The organism is Gluconobacter cerinus (assembly GCF_002723935.1).
Lineage (GTDB): Bacteria > Pseudomonadota > Alphaproteobacteria > Acetobacterales > Acetobacteraceae > Gluconobacter > Gluconobacter cerinus.
Map to the genome: position 1 here is coordinate 582,489 of NZ_BEWM01000002.1, position 22,201 is coordinate 604,689.

Genomic DNA, 22,201 nt, shown 5'->3' on the forward strand with positions numbered 1-22,201 from the left:
CCTTTTTTGTTCAGGCCGCAGCCATACCGCGCAGGACGTAAGGCAGGATGCCGCCATGGCGATAGTAATCTGCCTCGTCCACCGTATCGATGCGACACAGGAGGGAAACGTTTTCCTGTGTGCCATCGCGACGGGTGATGGTCATAACCAACGTTTTGCGAGGAGTCAGATCACTGATGCCCGCAATATTGATGGTTTCAGTCCCATCCAGATTCAGTGTCTTACGCGTCGTTCCAGGTTCGAACGTCAGTGGCAGAACGCCCATCCCCACAAGGTTTGAACGGTGAATGCGCTCAAAGCTCTCGGCGATGACGGCTTTGACACCAAGGAGACGCGTGCCTTTCGCGGCCCAGTCACGGGATGAGCCCATGCCGTATTCCTTGCCGCCGAACACGACAAGCGGTGTTCCTTCGTCAGCGTAGCGCGTGGCCGCATCATAGATAGACATAAGTGCCCCATCCGGCTGATGACGTGTCATGCCACCTTCGGTACCCGGCGCCATTTCATTGCGGATACGGATATTGGCGAAGGTGCCGCGGACCATCACGCGGTCATTGCCGCGGCGTGACCCATAGGAATTAAAGTCTTTAACCGCGACCTGATGTTCCTGAAGATATTCGCCCGCAGGAGAGGACGTCGCGATGGAGCCGGCAGGCGAGATGTGATCGGTGGTGATGTTGTCACCAAGCAGCGCCAGAACGCGTGCGCCTGAAATGTCACTCGTTGTCTGTGGGTCAGCTGTCAGGCCAGAAAAATATGGTGGATCCTGCACATATGTGGAGCCAGGCTGCCATTTGAATGTGGCTGAATCACTGGCTGTTCCCAGCGCCTGCCATTCCGGCGTGCCTTCCGTGATACGACCATACCGCTCAACGAAGGCACCCCGGGTAACCGCGGACCCAACCAGTTCTGCAACATCATGGTTGGAGGGCCAGAGATCCTTCAGATAGACGGCCTTGCCGCCCGGCGTGTGACCCAGAACGGCTGTCGTAATGTCCTGACGCATCGTCCCGAGCAGTGCGTAAGCAACCACAAGTGGCGGGCTTGCAAGGTAGTTCGCGCGAACATTAGGTGAAATACGGCCTTCAAAGTTCCGATTGCCGGACAGGACAGATGTCGCCACGAGGTTATGTCCCTCAATGGCATCAACTATCGGCTGGGCCAACGGACCTGAGTTTCCGATGCAGGTCGTGCAGCCATATCCAACGGTTTCAAAGCCCAAGGCATCCAGATCTGCCGTTAGGCCTGCACGATCCAGATAATCGGTCACAACCTGCGACCCTGGCGCGAGCGAGGTTTTGACCCATGGCTTGGGCTTGAGGCCGAGTGCACGTGCCTTACGGGCAACCAGTCCTGCGGCAATCAGAACGGCCGGATTGGACGTGTTGGTGCAGGATGTAATGGCCGCGATAACGACCGAACCATGTTCCAGCGCGTAATCGGTTCCAGCGACCGGAGCGGTGACGATGGTATTTTCCGGTTTGACGCCGAGCGTCTCCGTCAGGGCCTGCTCGAAAGCCTCGGAGGCAGAGCGCAGTTCTACACGGTCTTGCGGGCGCTTTGGTCCTGCGAGGGACGGCGTAACGGTGCTGAGATCCAGTGCGAGCGTGGAGGAAAAGACCGGTTCTGGCGTGGACGCATCACGGAACATGCCTTGCGCCCGCAGATAGGCCTCGACAAGCGCAATACGGTGTTCGTCACGGCCGGTCTGGCGCAGGTAATCCAGTGCCAGCGCATCGACCGGGAAGAAGCCGCAGGTTGCGCCGTATTCCGGGGCCATGTTGGCAATGGTGGCGCGGTCTGCAACCGGCAGATGGTCCAGTGCGGGGCCATAGAACTCGACAAATTTCCCGACAACGCCCTTGGCGCGCAGCATCTGCGTGATGGTCAGGACAAGGTCTGTGGCCGTCGTGCCTTCGGGGAGCTTGCCATCCAAACGAAAACCGACGACATCCGGAATGAGCATGGAAATTGGCTGGCCGAGCATCGCGGCTTCGGCTTCAATACCACCAACGCCCCAGCCCAGAACACCTAGTCCATTGACCATGGTGGTGTGGGAATCTGTGCCATACAGCGTGTCCGGATAGGCATAGGTCACGCCATCAATCGTGCTGGTCCAGACGACCTGAGACAGATATTCCAGATTGACCTGATGGCAGATGCCCGCACCCGGCGGCACAACGCGGAACTGGTCGAATGCCTGCTGGCCCCAGCGGAGGAACGCATAACGTTCGCCATTCCGCTCGAATTCCAGAGAAACGTTCTGCTGAAGGGCATCCGCACGGCCTGCGACATCGACCATGACGGAATGGTCGATCACAAGATCAACTGGCACAAGCGGATTGACCTTCCGCGGATCGCCGTTGAGCGCCAGAATGCCATCGCGCATGGCGGCCAGATCGACGACAGCCGGAACACCTGTAAAATCCTGCATCAGAATACGGGATGGCTTGAACGGCACTTCCTGCGTTGAGCCAGCGTAGTGCAGCCAGTCTGCAATGGCCTGTGCATCTTCAGTTTTGTAGCTCGTGCCGTCCGTGAAACGCAGAACGTTTTCGAGCAGAACCTTGAGGCTGACGGGAAGGCGGGAAATGTCCCCGATTTTCTCCGCTGCGACAGGAAGAGAGAAATAGCGATAGGTCTGTCCGTCAACGGACAGGTCGCGCTGGCTGCCCAGAAGATCGCGTCCAACCTGTTTCATGATGTGTGTTCCCTGCTGGTCGTGTCGTCTGGTTTAGTGAATGGCGCGCAGGAGGGCCTGCGTGACGTCTTCTGTTGTAGCCGTGCCGCCAAGATCGCGGGTACGGATATTGTCTGTCGTAAGGATCTGCTTCATGCCGGCATCAAGGCGGGCGGACAGGTCCTGGCGTCCCACATGAGCCAGCATCATGCTGGCTGCCATCATCAGTGCGAGGGGATTAGCAATGCCCTGACCTGCAATGTCGGGTGCTGAGCCATGAACGGCTTCAAAAACAGCCATTTTCTCGCCAATATTCGCGCCTGGTGCCATGCCTAGGCCGCCGACAAGCCCCGCAGCCAGATCAGACAGGATATCGCCAAAAAGATTGGTTGTGACGAGAACGTCGTAATTTTCTGGCTTGATGACAAGCTCCATCGCGCAGGCATCGACAATGCGCTCTTCAAGCTCCACGCGGCCTTCATATTCTGCGGCTACGCGGCGGCCTTCATGCAGAAAGATGCCGCTCAGGATCTTGAGGATATTGGCCTTGTGAACCAGCGTAACCTTCTTGCGGCCGTTCTTCACAGCGTACTCGAATGCAAACCTTACGATTCGGTTACATTCCGCTCTCGTGTTGAACCCGGCGCCGTATGCCACAGCTTCCGGATCGTCCCCAACGCGCATGTAGTGTTCCATGGCGGCGTAAAGGCCCTCAACGTTTTCCCGGATCACGACCAGATCGACGTTCTCATAACGACCGCCTGGCACGATTGTCTGCGTCGGACGCACATTCGCATACAGATCGAACTGCTGACGAAGTGTCACATTGATGGAGCGGAAGCCTTTGCCAACAGGCGTTGTCAACGGGCCTTTCAGCACCAGGCCCGTACGGGCGATGCTTTCCAGCGTCGCATCAGGCAGGGCGCTTCCCTGGCTCTCTAGAGCGCCCATGCCTGCGCTCTGATGGTCCCAGACAAAAGGCGCTCCCAGAGCATCAAGCACTGTCGTGACAGACGCCATGATTTCTGGTCCGATACCATCACCGGCGAGAAGGGTAGCGGGGATCTTGTCGGTCATGGGGGCGTCCTGTCTGTCCGTATGTGAGAAGGCGTGCGGACTTTAGAGAGGAAAACTGTTAGATCCAATATTTCCATACAGGTTTCATCATACCTTAAAGGTATCGCATGGTTGAGCTTCGTCATTTCCGCGCCGTTGTTGCCATCGCGGAGGAAGGCACCCTGACACGAGCCGCAGAACGGCTGGGGATTCAGCAGCCTCCTCTCACGCGGATGTTGCGCTCCTGTGAAGAAACCATGGGTGTTCAACTTTTTGAGCGTCATGCCAAAGGGATGCGCCTGACGGCTGCTGGACGCAGTATGCTCAAGGGGGCTTATGACATTCTCGACCGTGTAGACGAGACGGTTGAAGATGTCCGTCGTGTCGTGCGGGGCGAGAGCGGGGAGCTATCTGTCGGCTTCACCAATTCCGCAATGTGCCACCCCAGTTTACCCGCCGTTTTGGGGTATTTTCGCGAAAGCTGGCCGGATGTCACGCTTGGCCTGACAGAGGGGAATTCCAGTCAGTTGCTCGGCGCCTTGCGAGACGATCTGGTGGATGTCGCGTTTGTCCGTGCGTCCATCCCGGATGTTTCGGACGTTATGGTGGAGTTGATTCTGGAAGAGCCCATGGTTGTGGCTGTGCCCAAGGCCCACCCCCTTGCGGACAATCCTCCACCAGAAGGGCTCAGACTGGCTGATCTGGAAAATGAAGACTTCATTCTTTATCAAAGCCAGTACAACAACGGTCTGTACAAGACGATCGTGGATGCCTGCCTCGGGGCAGGTTTTATGCCCAATATCCGCCAGAAAGGGCCGCAACTCATGGCGGCTCTCAGTCTTGTAGCCGGGGGGTTGGGGATTTCCGTGGTTCCGCACTCCATGCAGCAGCACCATGCGGGGCAGATCACCTATATTCCGCTTTCGTCCCGCACGGCGCTGACTGCGCCGGTTTATCTTGTGTTCAGGTCTGTGCGTATGACGGGCGCCAAACTGTACTTCATCCATCAGGCTCGGCAGATGCGCACGCGCCAATTTGGGACAGGAAAGGCGGTTTTCTAGCCGAGCGCCTGTGTCTCCCGGATCAGGGAATGAATAAACGCCAGCTTTTCCCGCACTCCGGACGTCAGCACAAAGGGATAAAAGTCTGAGAGGCCCATGGAGCGGTTAAGGCTGTTGACTGCTGATGTCAGGGGGACCCAGGCCTCCATGATTTCGTCAAATGTGGACGTCAGATACGGATCGTTTCCGGGGCCGTTGGTTGAGAGGGGTGATGCATCCGGCAGAACGGGATGAATGGTTACGCCATACGCCCATGCGGTCTCCAGAGTGGAAACGATATGGAGGTAATGGGCCCATGTTTCTGCAAAATCTTCCCAAGGATGGGACGTCGCATACATGCTGACATGCCGTTCCCGCCAGTCTTCCGGCGGTGGGTTGTTGTAATGATTTTGCAGGGCCTCCTGATAGTCCTGCTGGTCATCGCCGAACACTGCGCGGCAACTCTCCAGGCGCCCTGCATCCCGAACCAGAACATTCCAGTAATAGTGTCCGATTTCGTGCCGGAAATGACCGAGAAGGGTGCGGTAATACTCGCCCATTTCTACCCGCATCCGCTCGCGTTCGGCGTCATCGGCTTCACGGATGGCTAAAGTAATCAGACCGTTGTTATGTCCGGTCATAATTGGGGCAGAGCCGTCTGCGGCATCGTCCAGGAAATCAAACGCCAGACCGTTATGAGGGTCTTCCCAACGGCTCCGGATTGGAAGCTTGAGGCGAAGCAGCGTGTAAAACAACCGATGTTTGGCGACTTCTATCTTCCGCCAGCGCTCAAGATTTTTCGGATTGTCGAGGTTGGGAATTGTCCGGTTGAAGCGGCAGGCAAAGCAGATGGCGGGCCTGCCGGATCTGTCTGGCGTCGTCAGCCAGTTGCAGGCGTCATAGGCATGGTTCGCACAGTAGACGAGTTCTGCATGCTGAACCTGTTCTTCCACGGGGTGCCAGCGGCCCGTTCCGGTCGGTTCCAGCGCGGTCAGCGTTGCCAAACCGGGAAGATAGCCCACGGGATGATGGCAGGATTCACACGCAATATTTTCGAAATACAGAGCCTGCTGGCAGCACTGACATGAGAAAAGCTTCACTGTTTCGGCACCTTATTGCAGCTCTTGCGAAGCATGATGTCAGGTATTGGTCTCTCTGTGCAAATGTTGTGCTTCCATTAGGACATCAAACCGCGCCTGACAGTGATCCAGAAGCCCTGAAACAGGGGCAGCCTCTTCCGGTGTCGCCGAAACGGCAAGGGGAATATGGTTCTGGGCTGTAACCAGACCCGAAGTCGTGTCGAATCCGAACCATCCTGATTCCGGTACCCAGATTTCAGCCCAGGCGTGCAAGTCACAGGTCAAGGTCTGGCTGCCTGTATCCAATGGCTTTGGCTGAATCAGGTATCCGGAGACAAACCGAGCTGCGAAGCCCAACCTGCGCGCGAAAGCAATCATTAACCACGCACTATCTCGGCAGGAGCCCGTCAGGCGGGAGAGAGTCTCAGCTGGAGCCCAGGTGCCGGGCTCCATACGGGTCTTATAGTGCAGAGATTGGGCCAGTTTGCGATTGAGCCAGATCAGGCGAGCCAGATCTGTTTCTCCCGCTGAAAGGAATTGACCGTCAAGAAAGCCGTCCAGCAGGTCTGGATCAGACGTAGTCACTCTGTAGGCGGGATTGTCCGGTGTCTGTGAAAGCGGCTGACCGCCCTTTTGAAAGGGGTCATAGGGCGTGATATCCACAGTCATACGGACTTCGATATCGAAGTGAGAGACCTGCTCGGCAAAGATGGCTTCGGCAACCGTATTTTCGTGGGCGTCCAACCGCCACGCGATCTGACCTTCGCCAGGACCGACGTTCAGGGCGTAGGTCAGGACAGGGTTGCGTGCGTTAACGAGCGGCCGCAGCCGGATGGTCTGAGGGCCCAGGAAGACGGGACGGTCATAGCGATAGGACGTGTGGTGGCGAAGCGTCACGAGCGTGTTCATTGTGGCAGATTTCCGCGATCCACTCTCATGACCTGATGTTCCCTGCTCCCCTGATGTCCCGTTAGCTCGGGATTATCCTTCCTTTATCGTAACAGGAAGAACGGCAACGGCAACTCTCTTGATATATTCTGGGAAAAACAAAACTGCTCGCTGCTTTTATTGCTTGGCAAACAGAAGGGAGTTGATAGGTTAATAAATAATCGTAATGATCCGGCCGGGTATGGTTCATACAGCTGTCGGGTAAGGAAACGGGGCAAACAGATGAGGTCCAACGTCTTGCAATCCCAGGTCCAGGAAGCCGGCATTTTCTCCGCTTATCTCAAGCCCTCGTTTTTCTGTGAGCTGATGAACCGGGGAGAGGCGTTACCTGAGGCCCTGCAACTGGTTCAGGACAGGCTGTCCCAGTTCGACATCAAGGAACTCCGCCACCGTACATCCAATGCGGAAACCCAGTTGTACCGTCTTGGTATCACCTTCACGGTTTACTCTGACCGGGAGGCCATTGACCGGGTTTTACCTTTTGATGTGATCCCCCGCGTTCTGACCGCTGACGAATGGGCGTTTATCGAAAAAGGCGTGCAACAGCGCGTCAAGGCGATCAATCTTTTCCTGTGGGACATCTATCATGATCGCAAGATCCTGCAGGACGGTATCATTCCCGCAGATCTGGTTCTGAAAAATGCCAATTACTGTCAGGCTATGGTCGGCGTGGATGTCCCGGGTGGCGTGTATGTCCATATTAATGGAACGGATCTGATCCGCGATCGCAGCGGGCAGTTCCTTGTTCTGGAAGACAACGCCAGAACCCCGTCAGGCGTGTCATACGTCATTGAAAACCGGCACATGATGCTGCGATTGATGCCGGATCTGGCATCAGGGATGCCTCTTCGTTCGGTAGAGGATTATGGGCTGCGTCTGCATCGGGCGCTTTGCGATGTCGCACCGGAAGGCGTGACTAACCCGCAGGTCGTTCTTTTGTCTCCCGGGATCTATAACTCAGCCTATTTCGAGCATGTCTTTCTGGCACGCGAGATGGGTGTTCCTCTTGTTGAGGGGCGCGATCTCCTCGTTGAAAACAATCATGTTTACATGCGAACTGTCGCTGGGCTCCGACCTGTGCATTCGATCTACAGACGCATTGATGACGCTTTCCTGGACCCGCTGGCTTTCAATCCGGAAAGTCTTCTGGGCGTTCCCGGACTGGTGGAAGCCTACCGTCAAGGCAACGTGACGATTGCCAACGCTCTCGGGACCGGGGTTGCGGACGATAAGGCCGTGTACGCGTATATGCCGCGGATTATCCGGTACTATCTGGAAGAAGAACCCATTCTGGGAAGCGTTGAAACGCACATCTGCGCTGAGCCAGAAGGGCTGGCCTTTACTTTGGCTAATCTGGAGAAGCTTGTCGTCAAACCTGTCGGGGAGTCCGGAGGCTATGGGCTTCTGATAGGGCCACACGCAACGGAGAGCGAACTCGAGGAATTCAGGCGCCGACTGACGGAGAACCCTTCCAATTATATCAGCCAGCCCGTGATCGATCTTTCGGTGACGCCAACCCTGTGTGACGCAGGCGTTGAGGCGCGGCATGTTGACCTACGTCCCTTCGCATTAACCGGAAAAACGACATGGGTGCTTCCGGGGGGCTTATCGCGTGTGGCTCTCCGTAAAGGATCTCTGGTTGTTAATTCCTCCCAGGGCGGAGGATCGAAGGATACATGGGTGATGTCCGTATGACACAGCTTTCCCCAACGGCATCAGGCATGCTTCCCGGCCTGAATACCCTTCTGTCCCGGTATGCCGAAAGCATGATGTGGCTGGCGCGCTACATGGAGCGGATTGAAAATCTGGCACGTCTGATTGAGGTAACCGAGGCGTTCGTACGAGGCCCGGACGGACGGACGTCCTGGGATACAATCGTTCAGATCAATTCAGACGAAGAGCGGTTCAGCGCTCTTTATCCAGCGGCTACCGAGCAGGACTATCTACAGTTTTACATTACGGATGTTGCAAATTCGAGTTCCATCAAGGCGATGGCCAACTCTGTTCGTGAAAATGCCCGTTCGGTTCGTCCCCTGATTTCCACAGAAATGTGGATGCAATTGAACGTCTTCACACGCTGGGTCCTTGATCTTCAGGCGTCCGATATCCGCAGGACTGGCCTTTCTGCGTTGTGTAATCGCATCAAGCAGGACTGCCAGACCCATACAGGCGTAACCGAAGGCACTTTATACCGCGATCAGGCATGGCTCTTTTACCTTCTGGGGCGGCATATGGAGCGGAGTGACCAGATCACCCGTCTCATAGACACGCGATATCATACGTTGCTTCCCCAGGAAGAAGTGGGCTCTGAAATCGATACGACACAATGGGCGTCTGTTCTGCGATCTGCGGCTGCATATCACGCATTTCGACGCTTGCAGCCGGTCACGACAACGCCAGCAAATGTGGTCGGATTTCTACTGAAGAACGAAGGATTTCCCCGGTCTCTTGCCTTGAATTTACGACAGACTGATAGCGTTCTGGGCGCATTGTCCACGCACTACAATCTGCGCAAGCAATGCTATGCCGTACAGGAACGTCTGGCCGACCTACGCGCAAGTCTCGAAGATCAAACGGCAGAAGAGATCATTATTCGTGGGCTGCATGAATATATGCACTGGATTCAGGGGCAGATAGAAACAATCCAGACGGAACTGGTGACTGCTTACTGGCCCCCAGCAGCTACGCAGCACGTATCGGATGCCAGTGTCGCACAATAGAGCAGGAAGGGGCTGATCGCTCGAATAGGGGAAGAAGTGGAAATCCTTCTTCTCGGGCATTGAGGATAAATATGAATTACTTATTGAGATCCATATTATGGATGAAGAAATCCACAACTTCTGAAACCAGTTTCTTCGAATCTTGCCGCCAGTAAACCCCTACGTTGAGGGTAATATCGGAAAGGTCCTCGATGTTTTTATTTTCTTCAAATTTGTATTTTACTGATTTTAAATAGGATATCGTAGACATTCCTATGGTCTCAGGATTGTCTATCAAGCTGGATGCACCAATGATTGAATTTAGTTCAATCAGGTTTTTCGGTGTTTTTAAGCCATTATATTCGAGAATAGAGTCGAATCTATCGCGCATAGCTGTTCCACGAATGGGTAGAACCCATACTTTTGATTGAAAGCTATCCCAGTTTCTAACTATCTCTTTCATTGAATAGGCGCGATCTTTATCGATAATAACACATTTATCTTGGATGAGATATTTATAGTTAATCCTATCATCTATTATGTCATTATAAGCACTGGCAAAGATTATATCTGTTCTTCCCTTCAGAAGAGAGGAAAATAGATGCTCTCTTGACCCATAATTTACTGTAAAATTTACATTTTTAGATGAAACTATAGACAAGATACATTTCATCATCTCTGAAATAATAGAGTTTGATTGAAATGATATATTCACATAGTTTTTTTCGTTATAGATATTATCTATATCAATAATCATCCTATCTATTTCTTTTTCAATTAAAATACTAGATTCTACAACACGTTTCGCAATCTCATTGGGTATAAGTCCATGTATAGTTCTTGAGAAAAGTGTTTTTCCAATAATTTTTTCAAATTCTATGCACGTTTTGGATATTGCGGCGGGGGTTAAAGACATAACTTCGGATGTTTTTTTTAAGTTTTGTATTTTATAAATATGTTTTATTACGTTTAAATGACGAATTTTAATGTTGGATTTTCTATTCATTTAAATTCTTCCCACGAATTTTAAGAATTATTGAATATTTACCACGTGCTATCGAGTGGATTGCTTTGTTTTTCTAGGCTCATTCTTTGTTGCAATAAGAAATATTCATCTCTTTTTCTGGGGCGCTTTCTTATTTCGTGGACGAAGATCAATAGCATTTCTTAAAAGTGTGGATATCAACTTTTTTTTGACATACAAAAGATTATCTATTTTTTCGGATTTTTAACTAATTTTACCGATTGAGAAAAATGTAGAATTAAAATGGATAAATATAATATTTCGAAAATATCATATGTATTTTAATAATTGTATTTGATTTAAGGTATACTTATTTATGTGTTTTAATTTTCATTAAAAAATATGTTCGATTTTAAAATTTACAATTAATTAAATTAAAAATAAAACTATTCCGTAAACTTAGTTTCTCTTGGTTTTGACTTTTCAGAAGAATGATGCATTCGAAAAACCTTTGATGAGTACCCTTACTTTTTTAACTCAGGGTCACTCGCAGTGGGGGAAGGACCGGACAAGCCATGTCCAGTGCGGCTCGCAGATTTTCCCAGCTTGTGAATGATGTCGGTCAGAGCACTGATTTCGAGAGCAATCTTCTCAAGCACGCTGGAAACCCGCTGATGGTCTTCCATTCTTGCCAGAAGTGCTCGGCGTTCATGGTTTTGTAGCAGGACTTCAGAGCCTGAATCTCACTGTCGTAGGTCTGGACAATGGACTGGAACAGGTCCTGCTGGACAGGATGCAGGTCAGATGTGGCTAGGAGCCTCCTGAAAGGTCTCAACCGCTTTGTTGAGCGAGGATGTTTCTTCCGATGAAGACATGGCCAGACTGATGCACTCGAAAAGCTGAGAGGTCAGTCCATACATGGCACAGGCACGGGTTCTGGCAAGATTTCTGTTGAGGGTCTCCAGGGAGTGCCAGATTTCCCGTTTTCCCAGAACAGGCCGAAAACGAACGGGAATCCCGCGTCTGAAATGGAAACCGGATTGCAGACGAATCAGCACAACAGGGTTCGTTTTGTAGAAGCCCCTTGTAGAAGAACGGGGGCTCCGGGTTGCTGAAAACCCTAAAAGATTTTTGTTTTCAATAACTTATATGTGGTACGAGCTGCGGGACTCGACCTGCTCCTCAACATTTTTGGGGTGTTGGGAGTGTCTCAATTTCAGCAGAAAACTGCGGATATGATGCTCTTCTCAGTGAACATTATGGAGAACAGGTTTGGAGAAAAACTGAGGCTAGTCAAGGGTTCTGTGGTGGTGGCCATATTGGCGTGAAGGAAGATGCGGCTAATTTTGAAATCGTTCCGGGGTACTGCGGGTCGCTCCGGGTTTGTGTATGTGATAATCGGTCATGTCGGGTGGTGGATAGATTTTTTCAATCAATCACAAATTATAGATAAAACGATTGATAGACACTTTGGATATCGATCATGCGTCAAGATGGCAGAATAACACCGTCGCATTGTAATTTTTTTAGAGCCAACAGCCATTCTCTCCTGATTCCGTCATGCAGAAGAAAAACGTGTAAATTTTGTCTTGCAAGCCTGGATTTCTATACACAAACCAGGCAAAAAGCATGAGAAGTCATGGAAAGCGTTTAAATGCCCACACTCTCTCCTCCGAAGCTCTCGATGGTCGATCTGTTCGCCGGTTGCGGCGGACTATCGCTTGGCATGGAGAATGCTGGTTTCACTCCAGTATTTGTCAATGAGCTAAACAAGGATGCACTAGCAACTTATCTTGCCAACCGACACCACGATGTCGGGGGCAAACCATTCGCAGACCAAAAACATCTACACTGCAATGATGCTAATGACTTGCAAGGTGACAGACTGGAGCGGATGGTCTCAGATTTATCAGCCCTTGGGATTGAATTTCCTACGTTGATCGAAACACAATCTAATTCAAAGCCTCGAGTAGAACGAGGAACTTTAGATTTATTAGCTGGAGGACCGCCTTGCCAAGGGTATTCGGGGATTGGTCATCGTCGCTCGTATTCGGTCGATAAAAAGGACCTGCCATCGAATCAGCTATACGGCCGAATGGCTCAAATTATTCGTCGTTTACGTCCCCGTATCTTCCTGTTTGAAAATGTCCGTGGCTTGCTTAATTCTAAGTGGACACGGGAAGGAAATGAATTAATTTGGCCAGACGTTCTAAGAGAATTCCAAGATATTCCAGGTTATCAGGTTCGCTTCACTCTGGTACGCGCTTCCGATTATGGTGTTCCACAGAATCGCCCCCGAGTCCTGCTAGTAGGGATAAGGGATGACATCGTTGAGAAAAGTTTTTCCGTAGATCTCGGGGGGGATCAATTAGATGCTGTGCAGTGTGGTTTTTTGCCAAAACCAAACCCGTCAGAGGCGCCTGATTTAGAAGAGCTCCTGAGCGACCTCGTCGATCTTGACGCGCAACATCGCCTTGAAACACAGGACTTCAAAAGTAGTAAGTTTCAAACGACTGAGTATCCAAGACCTCCGCAAACTGCAATTCAACAGAAGTTGCGTCAGCCTCCGCCAGTTCATGAAGAGCGGTCTAACCAACTCACCGACCACGAATACTCAAAACATGCGCTGCGGATCGTGCAAAAGTTTAAGCACATGATCGAGCACGGTGAGATCCCTGCGCACGCACGTACAAAAAAGTTCGCGCAAAAAGTTCTTCCAGCAACATGGGGAAACGGCCGCCCAACGATAACAGCAACATCTATGCCGGACGATTATGTACATTACTCTCAATCGCGCGTACTAACAGTTCGAGAATGGGCTAGATTACAGCTTTTCCCGGATTGGTACAGATTTGAGGGAAAGCGAACTACCGGTGGCATTAGACGCGCTGGCAACCCCAGAGAAGGCCTCTTTGACCGTGAAGTCCCCAAGTATACCCAAATTGGGAATGCTGTACCTGTCGGGCTCGCGGAGCGTGTTGGAAATAACTTTAAATATATTATTGAAGGCGCATTGAATAATGTTAGAAAAAAGTGATTTTTCTATAGTAAAAGCGCTAGAGATTTTAGGGAAAATTGGCGTTGAATCTGCCTTGTTAGTCCCAACCAAGACAGGATTAGAAAAATCAATATTTGATGCGACTGATAATTTACGCCAATATCTGTCGAATCTCCAATACCATGATTTTAGGCAGCAGGGGCAAGGTCAAGGCTGCAAGATACAGCGCGAAGCTTTTCTAGTAAGAGCGAATTCGCTCGAGAAGACCACAGTTTCAATGTATCGCCCAGAAACTAAAAGAGGTGACCCAAGGATTTGGCTTGGGCATTCTGTGCGATCATACGCGGCGGCTTATAATCTTCTAGCTATCGTTGTTTTAGACAGCGTCATGTACATTCTGAATATGAGTGATCGTGCTGTCCGGTCCTCTTTTACTAATGACGATTCGCCTTTCAGAAAAATTGTCGACCAATATACTTCGCCCTCCTCTGTGGCCAGAGAGCTTCTCGGGCTGCTGCGGGGTATTTCGCAACAAGGATTTGTAAAGACGCTGAGGTCTGGGGATACTGGAGTTGGCTATACGCTAGAGACCCTACTCGGCATTTCTGCGAACTCGCGTAAGGCACCGGATTTCAAAGGAATAGAAATTAAGGCGAAACGTAGCAGAGCGGGCTCAGGAGTTAATCGCTCTACTCTTTTTTCTAAAGCTCCCAATTGGAAACTTAGCCCTATTGGCAATGCTAAAAACCTCCTAGTCATGCGAGGTTATGATGACAAAAATGGCCGTCGTTCTCTGTATCATACACTCGATGCAGCAGAGCCAAACTCATTGGGATTAACCCTTGAAATTGATCCAGAGTGCGATTGGCTAAAACAAGTTTATGTCGACCCTTCAAGTGGGGCACGTGTGCACGACGTTACTTGGGAGATTCCGATTCTAAAAAATGACTTAGCTGCTAAGCATCAAGAGACTTTTTGGGTAAAAGCAGCTTGCCGGGGCCGAGGAAACATGGAAGCGTTTCATTACGTCGAAGTTCAGCATACCCAAAAAGCTATGACTGCAAATCTGCCAGCTTTAATCGAAGCTGGGGTTCTTACGGTTGATTATGCCCTTCATTATAATGGCACTAGAGCTCGAGATCACGGTTATTTATTTAAAATTCGTCCTGATAGCCTTGGAGCATTATTCCCCCCGCCGCGTATTCACGCTTTGTTGTAAATGACAATATAAGAGATTTAGAAATATTCTTTTTCATTTGCTTTGGAAGCATAAAATATTAATACGCACTAAACTTGTCTAAAAAGGGATTTTTACTCCCCCCTAAAATTAGGAGGCAAGCTCATCAATCAACGACTCTTCATTTCCTCCGTATATAATGCTTCCTAACTCGTCTATAAGCTCTAAAGATATTGCCAGTCTATATCGCATGCTTCTTAACGTAACATTTGTTGTATTTGCTTCTTTCCCATGCGCAATATCATTCCGACTGGCTATCAAAGAATTTATTTCACTTTTATAATTATCTTTACTTTCAAGCCACCTATTGAATTTCTCAGACCAGCTCAAATCAAAAGATCTAAGAATAAAATCAATATTACTTATTTTCATATTGCGTGATTCTGGCCAGGTGTCTGAGATATATTTATCTAGGCGCGATATTTCATGTGATGAAACGAATTCGAGAAGGATTTCTTTGAATGATTGTTCGATATATCCTGATATCAAGACACTTACGTATTTTGCCCAGTCGGCTTGTTCTTCTGGATCAGAAGGACTTTTTCGGGCCAACGCTTCAAGGCGTGCACGGTAGCTATGGCGCAATGCATTTGAAGATATACTCATTTTTTTAAGAATTCTTCCAAAGAAACCCGAAGACGCACTGAAACACGATTGGTATCGTTTGTGAATTTGTCTACAGACCACAAATAACCTTTTTGATTATCTGGAATACTTGAAATTTCTTCGCCTTTATCATCTAGCCCTCGCGTGTCCTTGTGAAGATTTTGCAATTTTTCTTTAATAGATTGCTTCCCGAGTATTTCTTTTGCTTGATCTGTGGCTTCTTGAATATCCTTATAAATTTTGTCACCTAAAATTGACATTAAGGATACAACAAGAGCATCAAAACGGGTTATTATGAAAGTTCCACCAGTCTTTAATGCAGAATCTCCTAAGCTTTCTCTAATCATACTCACTGATGATTTAAAAATAATTTCAATATTTCTACATTCTTCTTGTGGAATATTCCTATTATCGCTTATAAATGCGTCTAAAAATTTTGGCATACTTGCTTTATAGTTCGATCCGTTTTTATAAAGAGCAATCGCTCTTAGTATGGCCTCTTGGTCTTTCATGCGACTATGAACGTTACCAAATAGAGCTCGCCAATCTTCGTAATTGTTAATGTTTTGTATCGTTGTTAAAAGATTACCGTGGAAAATGCTTGCCCTTACTTCCTGAGAAGTTAGAGCTTTTCCACTCGTGTTTAACCTCTTAAATATTTGAATAATGGCTGCGTTGTATTCTTTTCCAAGTTCTTTATCGTCGTGTTTTGGGTTTGGTTTAATTACTACGGCATGAATTACTGCATCGGATAGCGTACGCTCATCGGATTGGTCTATAATTTTTGCTCTTTTATTGTAAGTATCTCTGCGCTTACTGTGGTATTTATTTTTTAAATCTTGGGGTATATCCACTCCAGAGAGAGAAAACTCTCCATTTAAATAGGATTGAAGCGTTTTAAGTCTTTGCTGGCCATCGATAATATTTAACTTGCTTGTCTCAGAATCTTTCGCGAGAAATATTGTTGGAACGGGCAGCCCAAGAATAAGAGATTCGATGAAACGTGATTTTTCAGCATTGGACCAAACAAAGCCCCGTTGAAATCCAGGTACGTAGATATCCTCGCGGTTAAGGCGTTTCACGAGACCTTCTACATCTACATCCCAGCCATAGCTGCTTACCTCGAAACGATAACCGTTCTCTGTTTCTGCCTCACTATTATCGTCTTTAATTTCTGTGTCTTCAATGTAATCTCTGTCATTGTGCATTTTTGATAATCCAAAATCTCATAAAAGACTCTTGAAAAGAAATATCATATTGTTGCAGATTAAGTAAATAATTAATTTGATATTATTTTCGTTAAATGCGTCCTATGTCGCGGTCAGGTTGAGAAGATGAACCGAACAATCAAGGAGGCAACCGTCAAGCGCTTCCATTACGACAGCCATGGGCAGTTAAGGACGCACCTCAGCGATTTCATGGCAGCCTATAACTTCGGGCGAAGACTCAAGACCGTGAACGGCCTTACCCCTTACGAAGGCGTCTGCAAAATATGGACTTCAGAGCCAGAAAGATTCATCATCAATCTAACCCACCAAAACCCAGAGCCAAACAATTAGAATACCTCGGGCTACGAGGAAGGCGCAGGAGAGAGCCTTTGAGAAATTTTCGGCGGATGGAGCACAATTCCCCCTCCATTTCGAGCCTGTTCTAGCTCTTTGAGCGCTGCTTGCAAGTCGCCTCTCCTTTTATGTGCTACGATGAAGGCTTTGATCTCCTTCGATACCGAAGCAGGCGGTTGCCACACATCGCGCAGTCGCTCCATCCGCTGCTCTGCGGCCTCTCGCGCAACATGATGATCCGCATACCAGTCCAAGATGATTTTACGCCGCTTTTGTTCTGCCTCCCGTGCGTATTCTTTCAGAAGACTCCGACATTTGTCCTTATCTACCAAGACGGCCAGCATTTTATGACGTGTATGAAGAACAGCACGTCTTGCCTGTTCTCGCTCGTCGGGAACAGGTAGCTCCAGTGCAGCTGGTGGACGCGTCGTTAAGCCGAGACGGTAGAGAATATATTCGAGGAGATAGCGCAGGATCTCCCCTAGATTAGCTGCGGCCTGCCGTAGTTGTTCTTCATCTTGCGAGAGACGTTTTTTCTGGAAGACCTGCCATCGCAGTGCGCGTGCTTCCTTCAGGCGTTCTCGGGCTGCTACAAATTCTTGACCTGCTGTGTTCAGCTTGCGGCGTAACGTGGCGATATCTTGCATCAAAAGATCGGCCTGTTCGTCGACCGATAGAAACCTCTTGTTTTCCAGCAGATGCTTTTTCTTCAAGATCTCCTGAGAAGCTCTGAAGTCTTTCTGCCAGTCCTCGAGATAACGACGGAAGCCGTCGGGCAAACGAGCCGGCTCAGCCCAGGACAAGATTTTAGGCGTATGACCTGTACGCTTCAGCGGGACGATCTGTGCATCCTCTGGGGGAGAAGAGGGTTCAGGCGTTTTTGCCGCTTTGGATGGAGACGAGAGCTTTAAGGGTTTTCTTCTGTTCTTTGCCGTTAAGCCTTCTTTCTCCAAAAACTCCCGGAAGTCCTTCATCCTGACTTTTGTCAGCCGTGTGAATGACCCGATCAGCATACCATCTTGGGTTTCAATGATATGGGCATCCCGACGTCTGTCTGTACGATCCCCCGATCTCATGTGCCAGTTTCTGGTGGCCAAGAGCTGGCGAAAGGCTGTCAGGTTATTGTCTGAGGCTTGCCAGAAGCTCAGGATTTCCTGTCTGGCCGTCGGGAGGTCAAAATCTTGCCGCTCGGTGATTCTCCGAGCTTGCGATGTATAGGCTGCAACCGGACGAGCAAACCTGTCTTCAGGCGCAAGGGCTGCAATTCTGTCAGCAGCATCGTGGTTGCCATCTGCCCTCAGCGCCTTTGCGATAGCGTGATCATGCCGTCCGGGAACGAGGGAGTGGCCTAATCGCAACTCTTCAAGCCGGGCAATTTTCTCAAGCCGTTGCCAAGAAAATCGGCTGCTCAGCACATGATCCTCCTGCCATTCCGGCAATAAGAGGTGGCCATGTGTGCTGCCATCTTTCTGATGGATGACGAGTGCCATGCGACTGGGATCAGCTGATAGCTCTGCACAGATGCGTTCCGCAAAAAACGCCAGCTGTTCATCCGTCATAGGCTCTGCGGGATTGAAGGCAATATGTCGCAGGCCATAGCGGATACCTTCACGCCGTGCCTCTTTCATCCAATCCTTTAAGAGATAGTCACTTCCCGACAAAACGCGGATGGCTTCATTCTTGGGACCGGACAGAACATGTCGGGAGACGGACTTATAGCCGCTCGCCGTCCGAATGCGTGTCTCTTGCACAATCATGGCGAGGCACCTGCATCGCTTTTAGTGCAGGACAGGGTCTGTCGTCTGTTCCGTGGTTTGGGAGAGAAAGCGTCGACGCCGTAGCAGAGGTAAAGAGCGTAGCAAGCTGTCGGTTCGGTCTTTGGTTATCTCAATGGCATCGAGAACATTACCGCAGCGAACAGCCTCTCCACAATGAGCAGCATGGGCTAGCTGATTAAGGTTGTTGCCGATGCGACTGAGCTCAAGGCGCAGGAGGCGCAGTTCAGGACCAAGCTCTGATTTCTGCTGTCCTGTCATCGCCTGCTCTTGCAGAAGAGACCGGACATAATGAGCTGTGGTCGCATGGCCATGTCGTCGGGCTGTTCTGGCCCATACGGCGAGTTCAGCCGGGTGGGCTCTGATGGAGAGGCGAGAACTACGAGGAGGCGACGCTTTTGGTCGGGAAGGCGTGCAAGGCATGACTGTATCCTTTTTGGGGTCAACGGGGGAGGAATTCCCCCTTGCCAGCTGTTCTATGCACCCGGAACGGGTAGCCATAGAGCACTGCTGGCTCAGGACAAGAAGGCCTCACAAAACAGGATAGCAATTCAGAAGCGGGATTTCAGAATAGGACAAAAGAAAAGTCTATTTTATCAAGAATATTTATTCAAACTTCTTATTGTTCCTTTCGTATATCATGGAACCGCGTTTCTGCTACTTCCCACGGAATTTGGCTCTGTGCCAGAGAGCGAATTTTCTGGAGACTATATTGTTGTCTCTTCTGATAATAATGTCCGGAGCCCTTTGCGAGCCATCCACCGATTCCCTGTGCCGCGAGAGCATGAGCGGCGCGGGAAATCTCTTCGTCGGTGGGGGTGCTGTGACGTCCGAGCAGAACGTGTCGGCCGTCTTCTACGAGAATGAGCCAGTCCTGAAATTCTGATTTGGAAGGAGAGGGCTTCATGGCTGGAAATTCGGCTCCGTTGTAGGGGAACGGCATCAGATGTGCCCTTTAGGAGACGGCAGGCTGAAAGCCGGATACTGAATGGCTTCGACCGTCCTTTGCAGGTTGGTGAGGTCAATACCGCTCAGATATGTTGTGGTGCCCTGACTCTTATGGCTGGATTCATGACCCAGCAGGGCATCAATCCAGAGTTCGCGGATATCGCTGTCCTGATTTCTCAGAAGCGTCGAGACGGTATGACGGAAGCCATGGAACGTGACGGCAGGGGGAAGGCCCATCATCATCTTGTAGCGAGAGAACGCCCGGCTGAAATCGGCTCCGCGAGACCCATCCTGTGAAGCCTTCAGGTCAGGGAACAGGTATTTCTCCTCCGTTTTTCGGAATGTCAGAAGACCCCAGTCCAGCAAAGCGGAATGAACGGGAACAAGACGCTCTCCCGCTTCGGTCTTGGGGGACCAGTTGTCTTCAGGATGTGCACAGATGCGGAAGCAGGGAACACCCTCCACGTCCTGAATGTCTTCATTGCGCAGGTTGCAGATTTCTCCAAGACGCATGCCGCTATAGGCGGCGACCATCGTAATGCTCATGAAGGTCTCTGCCGGAATGCTGCAAGCGGGCCATGGCGTCCGGGCCAGTCTGTTCATTTCTTCCTGCGTCCATGCCCGCCGGGAAGTGCGCTTGCTCAGGTTGAAGTCCCAGCCACGCCAGGGGTTCTCTTTCGCCATGTTCCTGCGCACAAGGTCACCCCACAGGGATGAAACGCACATGAAGTGGTTCTTGACGGTTTTTGCGCTGAGTGTCGGAAGGTCCTGTGAGGCGGCTCTGTCGATTTCTTCCTGAAGGGACAGGGTTCTGTTTTTGCCATGGGATGCTGGGAGCGAAAACAGGACATCCCGGAAATTGCCTGCGACCTCGCCATCAATCTGGCAGAGGGGGAGATCGCCAAAAGCGTCCATGAAAAGGGTGACAGTTCGCGATGTGGCCCGTTGTGTCTCTGGGCTCTTGGCCGGTTTGTTGTTTAGAAACCGTTTCAGGGCGGCAGACAGCAGGACGGGTGGTTTCGTCTTTGATGCTGGTGTGGCGGGGACGATTCCGGGTGTTTCGGAGGGCGTTATCTCTGGCTGAGGAGCCGGAATGACGGGAGCGGATCGGACGGTCGTGCTTTCGATGGCCTTAGTCAAGGTGCTGACAAGTGTGTCATGCAGCCGTCTGATTTCGGTTTCGAGAACCTTTTTCTCGGTCTGGGTCGTTCGCGTTTCCTGTACCGCTTGATACGCCAGCGCTGTCAGCTCTGTCTGTTGCTTGAGGGCAATCGCGATGACTTCCTCGAGGTTTTCCTGATAATGTTTGACGTCGTGGGCATGGTTCAGGACGCTCTTGTAATATTGGGCCTTTCCAGCCATTTCGGCCGCTTCGACAGCGGTTTTCTGGATAAGCTTCTGCTGGGCGAGCATGTCGCGATAATCATCCAGCAGCGCATAGGCAAGCTCTTCATTCGTTCGCAGCCCGCGCTCGCGTATGTAGGCGATCAGACGTGGGTTGGTAATGGACGCATCCGGGAATGGGGAAACCTTGGGAGGCGTCTGTGAAGGGCTCACGCTGCGAAGGCTCCGGAAAAGATCGGTGGTCTGGGCGTGCAGGTCTGCCGCACGGCGTCTGGCTTCTATCTTGCCTGCGGTTCCCAATGAAATCCAGATCTCGCTTTTGCCAAGCAGGGGCCGAAGCGGCGAGGGAACGATGCGGCGGAAGTGATAGCGCGAACCGACCAGTTTGAGCATGAATCTTCTCCGATTCTGGAGAAGAGCTTTGGAGAACCAACCCGCAGATTGCGGGCCATATCCTCATGTTTCCAATGAAATCAGACAGTTATGTGGTGCGAGCTGCGGGACTCGAACCCGCACGCCCTTACGGACTCGAGATTTTAAGTCTCGTGCGTCTACCATTCCGCCAAGCTCGCACACGCCTCATGCTGCTCGCAGCAGGGCGGTCCCGTTTTGGCTCAGCCAGCGCTCTGCTGCAAGACGTCCTGTGCGTCCATTTGTGCAAAATCTGTCAACTAAGCTCCAAAAAGCAGCGCTATGGTCAAAATGTTGAAGATGAGCGAGTTCATGGATCACGACGTAATCTCGAATTTCCGGAGGCGTCATGACCAGACGCCAGCTCAACATGATGCGTCCTTTTCGGGTGCAACTGCCCCAGCGAGACCGGACTTCCCGCAAATCGACACGGGACGGCACAAGCCCCATTCTTTTACTGTGCAGTGCAACAGCCTTCGAGAGATGCTCTTTTGCTAGGGTGTGCAGAAAATCCTTTACGCGACGTTCGGTATGAGCCGCATCTCCGCTGACATGAAGGCCATCTGAATCCAGCCATGTGCCACGGCGGGCATCTGGCTCGTGCAGAATGGGAACCGGTGATCCTTCGATCATGACTTCGTGCCCATCAGCCAGCACGCGTTTTTCAGGCAGAGCAGCGAGAGAGGACGTAATCCAGTCCATATGCTGATGGACGAACGCAAGACCCTGCCGCTGGCTGATGCGCTCCGGCATTGTAACAACAACACTGCCGTCTTGAGCATCAATGCGGAGGGTCATGCGGCGTGCACGAGGCGAACGTCTCCATACAAGAGGGACGGTCGGCGGAAGCATGG

At 50.7% G+C, this 22,201-nt stretch carries 18 protein-coding genes, 1 tRNA gene and 1 pseudogene; 6 read left to right on the forward strand and 14 right to left on the reverse strand.

Annotation, left to right across the window (positions count from 1 at the left end; translation table 11 throughout):
• Positions 1–10: 10 nt before the first annotated feature.
• Positions 11–2,701 carry an aconitate hydratase AcnA gene (gene acnA, locus GCE01_RS06605; RefSeq protein ID WP_099211813.1) on the reverse strand — a complete coding sequence of 897 codons (2,691 nt, stop codon included), beginning with the start codon at positions 2,699–2,701 and terminating at the stop codon, positions 11–13.
• A gap of 33 nt (positions 2,702–2,734) precedes the next feature.
• Positions 2,735–3,757 (reverse strand): isocitrate/isopropylmalate dehydrogenase family protein, encoded by a 1,023-nt coding sequence (locus GCE01_RS06610; RefSeq protein WP_046900777.1) that lies wholly within the window; start codon positions 3,755–3,757, stop codon positions 2,735–2,737.
• Between the two features lie 107 nt (positions 3,758–3,864).
• On the opposite strand from GCE01_RS06610, the gene GCE01_RS06615 reads away from it, so the two are divergent.
• Positions 3,865–4,797: a LysR family transcriptional regulator gene (locus GCE01_RS06615; protein WP_099211815.1), complete on the forward strand. Its 933-nt coding sequence runs from the start codon at positions 3,865–3,867 to the stop codon at positions 4,795–4,797.
• Here the strand turns inward: GCE01_RS06615 and GCE01_RS06620 are convergent.
• Together GCE01_RS06620 and GCE01_RS06625 are read right to left on the reverse strand one after the other, a co-directional pair.
• Positions 4,794–5,876, reverse strand: a complete 1,083-nt coding sequence (locus tag GCE01_RS06620) for a zinc-binding metallopeptidase family protein (RefSeq protein ID WP_099211816.1) — start codon at positions 5,874–5,876, stop codon at positions 4,794–4,796. The two genes, GCE01_RS06615 and GCE01_RS06620, sit on opposite strands and share 4 nt — an antisense overlap.
• Positions 5,877–5,915: 39 nt before the next feature.
• Positions 5,916–6,764, reverse strand: a complete 849-nt coding sequence (locus tag GCE01_RS06625; RefSeq protein WP_099211818.1) for a transglutaminase family protein — start codon at positions 6,762–6,764, stop codon at positions 5,916–5,918.
• Between the two features lie 261 nt (positions 6,765–7,025).
• Here GCE01_RS06625 and GCE01_RS06630 point away from each other — a divergent pair, with 261 nt between their 5' ends.
• Entirely contained in the window at positions 7,026–8,498 is a 1,473-nt protein-coding gene (locus GCE01_RS06630; protein ID WP_099211820.1) for a circularly permuted type 2 ATP-grasp protein, read from the forward strand.
• 26 nt (positions 8,499–8,524) lie between these two features.
• Positions 8,525–9,523: an alpha-E domain-containing protein gene (locus GCE01_RS06635; RefSeq protein WP_086633579.1), complete on the forward strand. Its 999-nt coding sequence runs from the start codon at positions 8,525–8,527 to the stop codon at positions 9,521–9,523.
• Between the two features lie 76 nt (positions 9,524–9,599).
• Here GCE01_RS06635 and GCE01_RS06640 read toward each other — a convergent pair whose 3' ends face one another.
• Together GCE01_RS06640 and GCE01_RS17395 are read right to left on the reverse strand one after the other, a co-directional pair.
• Positions 9,600–10,508, reverse strand: coding sequence for a hypothetical protein (locus GCE01_RS06640; RefSeq protein ID WP_099211822.1), 909 nt, complete (start codon positions 10,506–10,508; stop codon positions 9,600–9,602).
• Between the two features lie 758 nt (positions 10,509–11,266).
• Positions 11,267–11,524, reverse strand: a complete 258-nt coding sequence (locus GCE01_RS17395; protein ID WP_308446169.1) for a DUF6538 domain-containing protein — start codon at positions 11,522–11,524, stop codon at positions 11,267–11,269.
• Positions 11,525–12,120: 596 nt separating this feature from the next.
• Between GCE01_RS17395 and GCE01_RS06650 the strand changes: the two genes are divergently transcribed.
• Together GCE01_RS06650 and GCE01_RS06655 are read left to right on the forward strand one after the other, a co-directional pair.
• Entirely contained in the window at positions 12,121–13,503 is a 1,383-nt protein-coding gene (locus tag GCE01_RS06650; RefSeq protein WP_099211824.1) for a DNA cytosine methyltransferase, read from the forward strand.
• Positions 13,487–14,683 carry an MvaI/BcnI family restriction endonuclease gene (locus GCE01_RS06655; protein ID WP_099211826.1) on the forward strand — a complete coding sequence of 399 codons (1,197 nt, stop codon included), beginning with the start codon at positions 13,487–13,489 and terminating at the stop codon, positions 14,681–14,683. The genes GCE01_RS06650 and GCE01_RS06655 overlap by 17 nt, the downstream gene beginning before the upstream one ends.
• Positions 14,684–14,791: 108 nt before the next feature.
• Here GCE01_RS06655 and GCE01_RS06660 read toward each other — a convergent pair whose 3' ends face one another.
• A complete protein-coding gene (locus tag GCE01_RS06660) occupies positions 14,792–15,307 on the reverse strand; it encodes a HEPN domain-containing protein (RefSeq protein ID WP_167386125.1) in 516 nt (171 codons plus the stop codon).
• On the reverse strand, positions 15,304–16,515 hold the full coding sequence (locus GCE01_RS06665) for a DUF262 domain-containing protein (protein ID WP_099211828.1): 1,212 nt from the start codon (positions 16,513–16,515) through the stop codon (positions 15,304–15,306). Before GCE01_RS06665 ends, GCE01_RS06660 begins: the two co-directional genes overlap by 4 nt.
• 111 nt (positions 16,516–16,626) lie before the next feature.
• Here GCE01_RS06665 and GCE01_RS06670 point away from each other — a divergent pair.
• Positions 16,627–16,866, forward strand: a pseudogene (locus tag GCE01_RS06670) (IS481 family transposase); the annotation flags it as partial.
• Between the two features lie 11 nt (positions 16,867–16,877).
• On the opposite strand, the gene GCE01_RS17100 reads toward GCE01_RS06670, so the two are convergent.
• From GCE01_RS17100 to GCE01_RS06700, 6 genes are all read right to left on the reverse strand, one after another.
• Positions 16,878–18,428 (reverse strand): hypothetical protein, encoded by a 1,551-nt coding sequence (locus tag GCE01_RS17100; RefSeq protein WP_244591117.1) that lies wholly within the window; start codon positions 18,426–18,428, stop codon positions 16,878–16,880.
• Positions 18,429–18,647: 219 nt separating this feature from the next.
• A complete protein-coding gene (locus GCE01_RS06680; protein WP_167386126.1) occupies positions 18,648–19,067 on the reverse strand; it encodes a plasmid mobilization protein in 420 nt (139 codons plus the stop codon).
• Between the two features lie 196 nt (positions 19,068–19,263).
• Positions 19,264–19,587, reverse strand: a complete 324-nt coding sequence (locus GCE01_RS06685; RefSeq protein WP_244591118.1) for a hypothetical protein — start codon at positions 19,585–19,587, stop codon at positions 19,264–19,266.
• On the reverse strand, positions 19,587–21,329 hold the full coding sequence (locus GCE01_RS06690; protein WP_099211832.1) for a site-specific integrase: 1,743 nt from the start codon (positions 21,327–21,329) through the stop codon (positions 19,587–19,589). Before GCE01_RS06690 ends, GCE01_RS06685 begins: the two co-directional genes overlap by 1 nt.
• A 93-nt stretch (positions 21,330–21,422) precedes the next feature.
• Positions 21,423–21,508 (reverse strand) — tRNA-Leu (locus tag GCE01_RS06695).
• Between the two features lie 7 nt (positions 21,509–21,515).
• Positions 21,516–22,199: a M48 family metallopeptidase gene (locus tag GCE01_RS06700; RefSeq protein WP_099211834.1), complete on the reverse strand. Its 684-nt coding sequence runs from the start codon at positions 22,197–22,199 to the stop codon at positions 21,516–21,518.
• Positions 22,200–22,201: the final 2 nt, after the last annotated feature.